Annotated in this window: 10 protein-coding genes and 1 pseudogene; 8 read left to right on the top strand and 3 right to left on the bottom strand. The window is 38.3% G+C overall.

Translation table 11 applies throughout. The annotated features are described in order from the left end of the window. The first annotated feature begins 28 nt into the window (after positions 1 to 28). From TASI_RS05050 to TASI_RS05025, 6 genes and pseudogenes are all read left to right on the top strand, one after another. Positions 29 to 2,206, top strand: a complete 2,178-nt coding sequence (locus tag TASI_RS05050) for an RHS repeat-associated core domain-containing protein (protein ID WP_476718176.1) — start codon at positions 29 to 31, stop codon at positions 2,204 to 2,206. A 28-nt stretch (positions 2,207 to 2,234) separates the two neighbouring features. After that, the gene (locus tag TASI_RS05045; RefSeq protein ID WP_014111688.1) at positions 2,235 to 2,654 is read left to right on the top strand and encodes an Imm44 family immunity protein; all 420 of its coding nucleotides are present in this window, start codon (positions 2,235 to 2,237) and stop codon (positions 2,652 to 2,654) included. A gap of 195 nt (positions 2,655 to 2,849) precedes the next feature. Then, positions 2,850 to 3,182: pseudogene (locus tag TASI_RS05040) on the top strand (RHS repeat-associated core domain-containing protein); the annotation flags it as partial. A gap of 303 nt (positions 3,183 to 3,485) precedes the next feature. Then, on the top strand, positions 3,486 to 3,683 hold the full coding sequence (locus TASI_RS07875; protein ID WP_014111686.1) for a hypothetical protein: 198 nt from the start codon (positions 3,486 to 3,488) through the stop codon (positions 3,681 to 3,683). Positions 3,684 to 4,114: 431 nt separating this feature from the next. Then, a complete protein-coding gene (locus TASI_RS05030) occupies positions 4,115 to 4,432 on the top strand; it encodes a DUF4265 domain-containing protein (RefSeq protein WP_014111685.1) in 318 nt (105 codons plus the stop codon). Between the two features lie 181 nt (positions 4,433 to 4,613). After that, positions 4,614 to 5,120, top strand: a complete 507-nt coding sequence (locus TASI_RS05025) for an Imm26 family immunity protein (RefSeq protein ID WP_014111684.1) — start codon at positions 4,614 to 4,616, stop codon at positions 5,118 to 5,120. Between the two features lie 83 nt (positions 5,121 to 5,203). Here the strand turns inward: TASI_RS05025 and TASI_RS05020 are convergent, their stop codons facing one another. Then, positions 5,204 to 5,455: a GNAT family N-acetyltransferase gene (locus tag TASI_RS05020; protein WP_228359732.1), complete on the bottom strand. Its 252-nt coding sequence runs from the start codon at positions 5,453 to 5,455 to the stop codon at positions 5,204 to 5,206. 67 nt (positions 5,456 to 5,522) lie between these two features. On the opposite strand from TASI_RS05020, the gene TASI_RS05015 reads away from it, so the two are divergent. Together TASI_RS05015 and TASI_RS05010 are read left to right on the top strand one after the other, a co-directional pair. Further along, positions 5,523 to 6,167: a DsbA family protein gene (locus tag TASI_RS05015; RefSeq protein WP_014111681.1), complete on the top strand. Its 645-nt coding sequence runs from the start codon at positions 5,523 to 5,525 to the stop codon at positions 6,165 to 6,167. A gap of 101 nt (positions 6,168 to 6,268) precedes the next feature. After that, positions 6,269 to 7,711 carry an NAD-dependent succinate-semialdehyde dehydrogenase gene (locus tag TASI_RS05010; RefSeq protein WP_014111680.1) on the top strand — a complete coding sequence of 481 codons (1,443 nt, stop codon included), beginning with the start codon at positions 6,269 to 6,271 and terminating at the stop codon, positions 7,709 to 7,711. A 3-nt stretch (positions 7,712 to 7,714) separates the two neighbouring features. Here TASI_RS05010 and TASI_RS05005 read toward each other — a convergent pair whose 3' ends face one another. Together TASI_RS05005 and TASI_RS05000 are read right to left on the bottom strand one after the other, a co-directional pair. After that, positions 7,715 to 8,449 (bottom strand): Fic family protein, encoded by a 735-nt coding sequence (locus TASI_RS05005; protein WP_014111679.1) that lies wholly within the window; start codon positions 8,447 to 8,449, stop codon positions 7,715 to 7,717. Positions 8,450 to 8,536: 87 nt separating this feature from the next. After that, a complete protein-coding gene (locus TASI_RS05000; protein ID WP_014111678.1) occupies positions 8,537 to 9,526 on the bottom strand; it encodes a malate dehydrogenase in 990 nt (329 codons plus the stop codon). Positions 9,527 to 9,630: the final 104 nt, after the last annotated feature.

Here is a 9,630-nt window from a genome sequence, read left to right as displayed (position 1 = left end):
TGATGCTGAAGGTCGTCTACTCAAATTTATAGACGGGCTTGATCGTGAGACACGATATAAATATAACCCTGCAGGTCGAATTGAAACACGAGTTGATGCCCTTAATCATGAAGTAGGCTATAGATACGATGTGCTTGGTAGGCTATCTAAGCTTATTAATGAAAACAATGACAAATACCTCTTTGAGTACGATCCGCTTAGTAGGCTGGTTTATGAAAGAGGGTTTGACGGTAAAGAGAAGCGTTATCAGGTCAATAAGTTAACAGGGCGTTTAGATAGTGTTACGTTTGTAGATCAGACCTTAAACTTCCAGTACGACATTATGGGTCGTATGACTAAGACATCTAGTGCAGATGAAGTTCGTGAGTATGACTATGACTTAAATGGGCGACTCACCTTAGCGAAAAACCCATTATCAGAGAATCAGTTTGAGCTTGATGCATTAGGTAATGTGTTAAGGGAGATCCACTCGTATGACATCTTTGATCATCATGTAACCAAGCTATGGAGGTTTGAATACGATGAGCTATCTAACCTTATCAAAACAGTAAGGCCAGATGGAAAAGAGGTTGATTATTTAAGATATGGTTCAGGTCATCTTCATGGAATGTTGCTTGATAAAGAGCGAATCGTTGACTATGAACGAGATGACAATCACCGTGAAGTAAAACGCCATTGGGCTCAGGATATGCTTCAGACCACAGCATATGATGTAGCAGGTCGTCTAGCTAATCAACACACTCAAAGTGGCAAATACGTCAAGAAAAGCATACTCAATCGAGACTATCAATATGATGGAGCAAATCAGTTAATCAACATTAAAGATAGTCGCAAAGGTGAGCTTAGCTACCGTTATGACCCGATAGGAAGACTAATCAATGCTAAGGGACCATTAGGAGAGGAGACCTTTAGCTTTGACCCAGCACACAATATCTTAAGTAAAGAGCATACTGCTTTAAGCACATATCAACATCAAACTGAAAATACATTGCCAAAAAATGTATCTAAAGTGATGGGCAATCTGCTAAGGCACATCTCGGGCTCACACTTTGATTATGACCAAAGAGGTAATTTAATCAAAAAAGAGAGTGCTAAGGGAATACAGACATTTGATTGGGATGGATTCAATCAAATGAAATCTACAACATTTAGAGGTTTGGGTCTAGCAGCAGGAAGTAAGCTTGATACTCAGTACCGCTATGATGTGTTTGGCAGAAGGATAGGTAAGAGAGTAGTAGATGTAAGGACTAAAGAGGTATTAGAGCAGACGCTTTATGACTGGGATGGTTTAACTATTGCGTCTGAGGAAAGGATTGGAGAGCAGTTAGCAGTTCAGGCTCAGATTAGAAAAGAATCAGGCTCAGAGACAAGAAAGCTAAGCTCGGAAGTTCAGTACTTGTATGAGGATGGAGAGTTTGTACCACTTGTGCAGTATACGAATTCTGCTACCGTGGGGCTTGGTTATGGAAGCTCTGGAGGGGCAGGCAGTAGTAGTCCAGCCGTCTATCACTATGTGAATGATCAGATAGGCACTCCACAGATTCTGATGAATTCAGAACAAGAAGTGGTGTGGGAAGCACAAGCAAAGGCATGGGGTGATACGATAATCTCAGCTCCTGTATCTGATGATGGTGTAATAAACAATCATAGATTCCAAGGTCAGTACTTTGATGCAGAAAGTGAGCTTCACTACAATACCTTCCGCTACTATGACACAGAGATTGGTAGATTTATATCTCAAGACCCGATAGGTTTATTGGGTGGCATAAACCTCTATCAGTATGCACCTAACCCTGTGGAGTGGTTTGATCCGTGGGGGCTTGTATATGGGAAAATTATACAAGTAGTTGTAGGTGGAGTTGCTAGAAAACTATACTTCAACAAGTATGGCAAATTTGCTAAAAAACCTGGACCTAAACCTAAAAGTAAAGCCAATTCTAAACATGGAAATAGCCATCAATGTAGTAAAAAGACTTATGGGTATGTTTTGAAAGATATAGATACAGATGAGATTTTAAAATTTGGGGAAACAACAAATCCGAAGAAGCGATATTCTAAATCCTTCTTAGAGAATGAAAATGCTTGGATGGAAATAATCACATCTGGGTCTAAAAAGGATATGCATCAATGGCAACATAAAGAAATTCTTAATTACAAGAATTGTCATGGTGGATTCCGTCCACCACTTAATAAATCTGATTGGTAGTTTGATATGGTTTTTAGGAGTTAATGAAATGAGATTATGGATATCTGCTGAAGCAGAGCATACTGTAGGGTCAGAGTTTATAAAGATTGCGAATGAAATTGAAAAAAATGTAAATTTCTACTTAGAAGAAAAAAAATTTTCGGATGAATATAAAGATTGGTGCTGGGCATATATTGCTATGTTGGAAGGACCAGTAATGGAATCTATGGAGTTACCTGAGATAACTAGACGAAGCATAAAAAAGCAAGATTTAGAGTTTCGTTTCAAAATTGATTATCACTCTTTTCTCAATGGAGACTATAATCAACGATTAAAACTTATCATTGATTCTTTAGATAGATGTCTAGAGCATCCCAAAATGAAATCCCCCTGGAAGGTACCTAAAGGAGACATTATAATTTTGAAAGAGGCTTTACGGGTAGCAGAGCAAAAATTGACTAAGAATTAATTTTACAAAATTAAACTTTGAGGCTAGTTTCGAGGACAATTTATCCACCCCGTATATCTAGAGCATGATGCTGAAGGGCGTCTACTTAAGTTCATTGACGGTCTTGTTCGTGAGACACGTTATAAAAATAACCCTGTAGGTCGAATTGAAACACGAGTTGATGCCCTTAATCATGAAGTTGGCTATAGGTACGATGTGCTTGGTAGGCTATCTAAGCATATTAATGAAAACAATGACAAATACCTCTTTGAGTACGATCCGCTTAGTAGGCTAGTTTATGAAAGAGGGTTTGACGGTAAAGAGAAGCGCTATCAGGTCAATAAGTTAACAGGGCGTTTAGATAGTGTTACGTTTGTAGATCAAACTTTAAACTTCCAGTACGACATTATGGGTCGTATGACTAAGACTTCTAGTGCAGATGAAGTTCGTGAGTATGACTATGACTTAAATGGGCGACTCACCTTAGCGAAAAACCCATTATCAGAGAATCAGTTTGAGCTTGATGCATTAGGCAATTGTCCCCGGCAATTTAAAATTACCCCTTCAAACAAAATCGGCATTCTATAATAGCCCCATCGCTTTTTGAATAGCAAATTTCGAAGTTGTAATTCTAGTTAGATTGTGGGAAGAGATGTGAGATTAAAAATTACAAATTCAAGACTATTCGATAAAAGATCTCAAAAGAGCAAAGAAATCCCGATATTCGGTGATTTTATAAGTAAGTTATAAACGGTGTCCCTGACTATCTCTCTATTTTTAAGGGATAAATTTATCTACTTCATCATAAAATAGGCAAATTAGAAAAAATGTGAATTATGGAATTTTTAAATTATGAATTTAGAAATTAAAAATGGATGTTTGAATGGTTTATGTTTGGGGACCTCAAAATCCAAATTTTATAAAAATACTGCAAAATCATCTGGTGTGCTTTATGAGTTAGAGGATTTTGAAGGAGAGGAGTACATTGCCACCCTTTCTGCTAGGGACGTTAAAAAGTTTTATTCTCGACGGTCAGGAAATAAATTTTGATAATCTAACTAAATTTCTTGAGAGCGAAAATCCTTTAGTTGATGATGAAATTTACGTTTTTCCAAATCACAATCTTACATTAATACCTGATTTTGAAGATGAAATTTTCTCAGAGGTTTTAATTTACCACGAAAGAGTTAAAGATTTATTCGTGGAATCTTACGATGATTACTACTTGAATCTCAAAAGATGACATGTTTGGCAGTTTAAAATCGACCCCCACTAACATCAAAACCTTGACTATTAATTAAAATTTTTAAGTTAGGAAAGAGTACTATTTCTACTAATTCAAATGAGCGAAAACCTATTCTTTGAATTAGATGTAGAAGATGGATATCCACCTGGGGCACAAGAGAGCTTATGGGTGGAAAAAATTAGACAATAGTCTGTTACGTATAGATAACATACCCTTTTACACTAAAGAAGTATCCTTGGGTGATATAGTTTCCTACACAATTAAAGATGGTGTGTATTATTTCTATAGCATTGTTAAGCATTCCGATAATTCAACTATTAGAGTTGTATATCTAAATAAGACAGTCGATATAGATGTAATTTACAGAATTATGGAAAAATGCGGTTGTGAGATAGAAAAGATGTCCACAACTTTTTGGGCATTATCAGTCAAAACATTAAGCGACTTTGAGAAAATTACTTTCAAACTTGAGGAGCTTGAATCTCAACATTTTCTAGATTTTGAATTGGGTAAGTTAAGTTTCGAAGTAGAAAAATCTCTTCCTAATACTTAATATATTTTTTAGACTATTTAAACAAAAACGAGTTTAATTTCCTTTGGCAATGACAACGAGCATTGCCAACATAATGCGAATTTTTGCAATATTTTGAACTCATAATATGTCCTTAAAACGAGCAATGGGCTAACTAAACTCTAATTTGAAGAAACAAATCCAGTAAACGTTTGGAGTATTTATGAGAAATATTAAACTTTGGGAATGGTCATTAAAAAAAAGCACAGCACTAAGAAATATAAAAGTTGGGGATATTATTTGTTATGAATTAGATTCTGACGGTTCAAAATATTCGTATGGCCAACTAATTGCCAAAACTGGTGCAGGTTTTGTATTCAGACCGTTTAACATAATTCACACTGAACCAAATGACTTAACAGTTGATGAGATTTTAAATAGCTCCATTGCTGGAAGACATTTCATTCTCGATGTCTATACTGCATTGGATAAGAAAAAATTTCATGATGATGGTGAATGGCGAATCATAGGTCATGAATCTGATTTCAAATTAAGCGAACAAGAAAGCAACCTTTTTTTGTTTAGTAGAAAAATAGGTAATCGAGCTGAAAAAATTAATATTTTAGGTCACTCGGAACAATGCAGTTTAGAAGAAGCTGATAATTTGGTAGCTTATGGCCCATATCTTGGAGACCAAGCCAAGAAATGGTTTATAGATTTGAATCAGTAAAATTTATACCCTTTACGTTATTATTGGTTTACGTTTGCTAATTATTAAAGTAAAAAATCTATACCTGGCCACGCCCTAACAAGCTAACGCCCATACCTCTTCAAATAAGCTTTTGTATACCCACAAGTAGGTCGAACTTCCCAATTATTTTTTCTAGCTAAATTCAAAGCAAATTTAGTCAATTCAGCAGCTACACCCCGTCCGCCGATCTCTGAGGGGACCTGAGTTGAGAGGATATCCATGACATTGCCATCCAATGTATATTTAATAAATGCACGCAGGCTGTCAACATCTGCAAAGATTAATCCTGCATCTAAATCGTTTTTAATTTCCATTGCCATCCAAAACTTGAAATAAGCCACTAAACCCTTATAGTATAAGAGATAGTTATAGGGAGATAATATGAAGTTAATTTATGTGTGGGATGCGATTTGTGGTTGGTGTTATGGGTTTGAATCTGTTCTTACCAAATTTGTGCGAAATCATCCTGAGCTTGAATTGAAGATGGTTTCGGGGGGTCTGGTTACGGGGGACCGCATAAAGCCTATTAGCGAGTATAACTATATAAAAAATTCGAATGCTCAAGTATCTCAGATTTATGGTGTGGCATTTTCCGATGCGTACAATTCAATGCTAGATGAAGGGTCGACCATTCTGAATTCTAATCAACCAGGACTAGTGTTTAGTATATTGCGAGAAGTGGTCCCATCAGAAAAATGGGTTGAATTAGGATGGGATATTCAAAAACTTATGTATCTCGAGGGCAGGTCTTTAGGCGATTTTGATGCATATGAAGCGATTTTTGAGAACTATGGCATTGCCACAGAAATAATTGAAAAAATTCGTGCAAATTGGAATGATACTTCGATTCCTGAAAATGATTTTAATCAAGCTCGGGAGTTGGGTGTAAGTTCGTATCCTACATTACTGATTGAACACGATGGGAAATATTTCGATATTCGCACGGGTACAGAAACGCTTGAAGAATTAGAAGCGAATTATCGGAAAATTCTCACAATACAGGGCGATCAAAAAGCTAGTAAATAAAATGCCATCATCTAAGTACGTTGCGAAGAGAGCGGGAGTGTCACACGATATTAGTAAAATATACGAGGCGGCACATCAAGGTTCAAATTTTAGAGGGTAGCATGAAATTCAATCCATTAATATTCAAACAGCAAGCACTTATCGGCGATCAATGGATGGACTCCTATAGCGGCGAAACCATTGAAGTCTCTAATCCAGCCACAGGTGAAACAGTTGGCACAGTTCCGAAAATGGGAGCAAAAGAGGCGGAACAAGCTGTGGAGGCGGCTCAGAGGGCATTGCCACAATGGTCTGCTATGTCTGCGAACGAACGCTCAGATTTGCTACGTAAATGGTACGACCTAATTATTGAACATAAAGAGGATCTCGCACGTTTGCTCACTATCGAGCAGGGCAAGCCGCTAAAAGAAGCTGAGGGCGAGATTTTGTATGGGGCCGCATACATCGAATGGTTTGCGGAAGAGGCTAAGCGTGTCTATGGTGACACTATTCCTGCTCCAAGCGGCGATAAACGCATTGTGGTCATAAAGCAGCCTGTTGGTGTGTGTGCTGCGATTACTCCTTGGAATTTTCCGAATGCTATGATTGCCCGCAAAGTGGCTCCAGCTCTTGCTGCAGGGTGTACATTTGTTTCACGTCCTGCATCTCAAACTCCATTTTCTGCATTGGCTATGGCATCGCTCGCTCTCGAGGCCGGCATCCCGCCTGGCGTGTTCAATGTGATCACAGGAAAATCCAGCGAGATCGGTAAGGTGCTCACTGAAAGCCCTATCGTTCGCAAATTCAGCTTCACGGGCTCTACTGAAGTAGGGCGTTTATTGATGCAGCAATCCGCTTCGACCATTAAGAAAATTTCCCTCGAATTGGGCGGAAATGCTCCTTTTATCGTGTTCAACGAAGCTGACGTTGATGCTGCTGTTGAAGGTGCCGTTGCCGCTAAATTCCGAAATGCAGGGCAGACATGCGTATGTGCAAATCGCATCTATGTGCAGTCTAAAATTTATGATGAATTCTGCGATAAATTGGCTGATGCCGTTGCAAATCTTAAAGTTGGCAATGGTCTCGCCGAAGACTCCATCATCGGTCCTATGATCAATCAAGATGCTGTCGATCATTCCAAAGAGCTTTTGCAGGATGCGGTAGAGAAGGGTGCGCAGGTGACCACAGGTGGCTCTTACAATGAATTATTTTTCGAGCCGACTGTAGTCAAAAACGCCACCCCTGAAATGCGATTTTCTACAGATGAGATATTCGGGCCCATTGCCCCCGTATTTAAGTTTGAAACGGAAGAGGAAGCTTTAAAACTAGCAAATGACACCATTTACGGCCTTGCATCCTACATCTATACGGAAAATTTAAATCAAACTATTCGGGTATCTGAAAAACTTGAGTATGGCATTGTTGGGGTTAACACAGGATTGATTTCTAACGCTGCGGCTCCGTTTGGCGGAGTAAAACAGTCAGGTCTAGGACGCGAAGGCTCAAAATATGGTATCGAAGACTATCTAGAGATCAAATACATTTGCGTGGGTAATGTTAAATAGATACTAAGATCTTAGGGATAAGAAATAATCGAGCCTCTCATTTAAATATTGTGCAAATAAAAGCTCCATGCAATCGTAAGATCCGCTTGTATGGAACTTTTCAAAAGCATCATAGTATTTCACTCTATCTGTAAATTTAATATCAATAGGTGGGAATCCAGATTTCATCAATTCTAAATTTACAATTAGGCGTCCGGTCCGCCCATTCCCATCGATAAAGGGATGGATGCATTCAAAATCAACATGAAATTTTGCTAATTTTTTTAAGATATGCTCTTGTGATTTCTTATAATCCAAAAGTAATTCTTGCATCTTAGTTTCAATCAAATATGCTTGGGGCGGCTCATACTCTGACCCCAAAATACGCACAGGAAGTTTACGATATATACCACTAAATTGTCGCTTATGTGCAAGCACAAGTGAATGGACTTTTTTAATTATCCCTTCATCAAGTTCAAAGCCTTCTTTTACTAATTCACACACAAAATCAAAAGCTTCACGGTGATCTACAGCTTCCAAATGATCTTTCAGAGGTTTTGAATCTATTGTTAGCCCTTCAAGAACCAATGCAGTTTCACGAAGTGTAAGCGTGTTTCCCTCGATAGCATTGGAGTTATAAGTATATTCAATCGTAAAGTCACGATGTAAACGCTCAAGCTCGATTTCATCAAGTGGTCGCATTGCATCTAGATCCACTTTCTTTTTATCTATCTCTGTGACTAAATTTTCAAGTTTCATAAAAACAAGAAAGCCCCACTAATGCAGGGCTTAAAATCGATTATATCCTAATGCTCTTAGAGCATTAATAAACCCAAATCCTATAATTTATTTAATCAAATCAGCCACGCCTGCTCGTTCTTCTTCAAGCTCGGCTAATGTAGCATCCATGCGTGCACGTGAAGCTTCATCAATCTCTAAGCCTTGTACAATTTTGTATTCACCGCCTTCAGTCGTAACTGGGAAGCCATACACAATACCCTCAGGAATACCATAAAATCCATCAGAAGGAACGCCCATAGTAACCCATTTTCCGTTTGTGCCTAACACCCAATCGTGAATATGGTTAATCGCTGCATTAGCCGCAGAAGCTGCAGATGAAAGACCGCGAGCTGCTATGATAGCGGCACCACGTTTAGCTACTGTCGGGATAAAATCATTTTCTACCCAATTATCGTCGCCGATTTTCTCTTTTAATTTAACACCACCCGCTTCAGCAAAGCGAATATCAGGATACATGGTCGATGAGTGATTACCCCATACCACAAATTTATCAATATCTTCAATGTCCACACCAGCTTTGCGTGCCATTTGTGTCAATGCGCGATTATGGTCCAAACGTACCATAGATGTGAAGTTTTTCGCAGGTAAATCGGGAGCTGATTTCATGGCAATATACGCATTTGTATTTGCTGGGTTTCCTACCACTAAAACCTTAACGTCACGGCTAGCTACTTCATTTAATGCTGCCCCTTGTAAAGTGAAAATTTGTGCATTAGCTTGAAGTAAATCTTTGCGCTCCATACCAGGCCCTCTCGGACGAGACCCTACTAGGATGGCAATGTCCACGTCTTTAAACGCTGTCTTAGGATCACTGTGTGCAGTTACTTCTTTAAGTAATGGGAAGGCACAATCGTCGAGTTCCATCATTACGCCTTTAAGTGCGTTTTGAGCTTTCTCATCTGGAATTTCTAAAAGCTGAAGAATAAGGGGTTGGTCTTTACCCAACATTTCACCAGCAGCAATTCTAAATAATAATGAATATCCAATTTGACCAGCCGCACCTGTAACGGCTACACGAATAGCAGGTTTTGACATTAATAACTCCAATTTTTATAGAATAACTTTGAAATTGTAATCCTTTTTAATTAAAGGAATAAGAATCGCCTATTTTTGAAATATCAAAAAGCAATAGAAATATA

Source organism: Taylorella asinigenitalis MCE3, from assembly GCF_000226625.1.
Classification (GTDB): Bacteria; Pseudomonadota; Gammaproteobacteria; order Burkholderiales; family Burkholderiaceae_B; genus Taylorella; species Taylorella asinigenitalis.
This window is presented reverse-complemented; position numbering and strand designations above follow the sequence as displayed.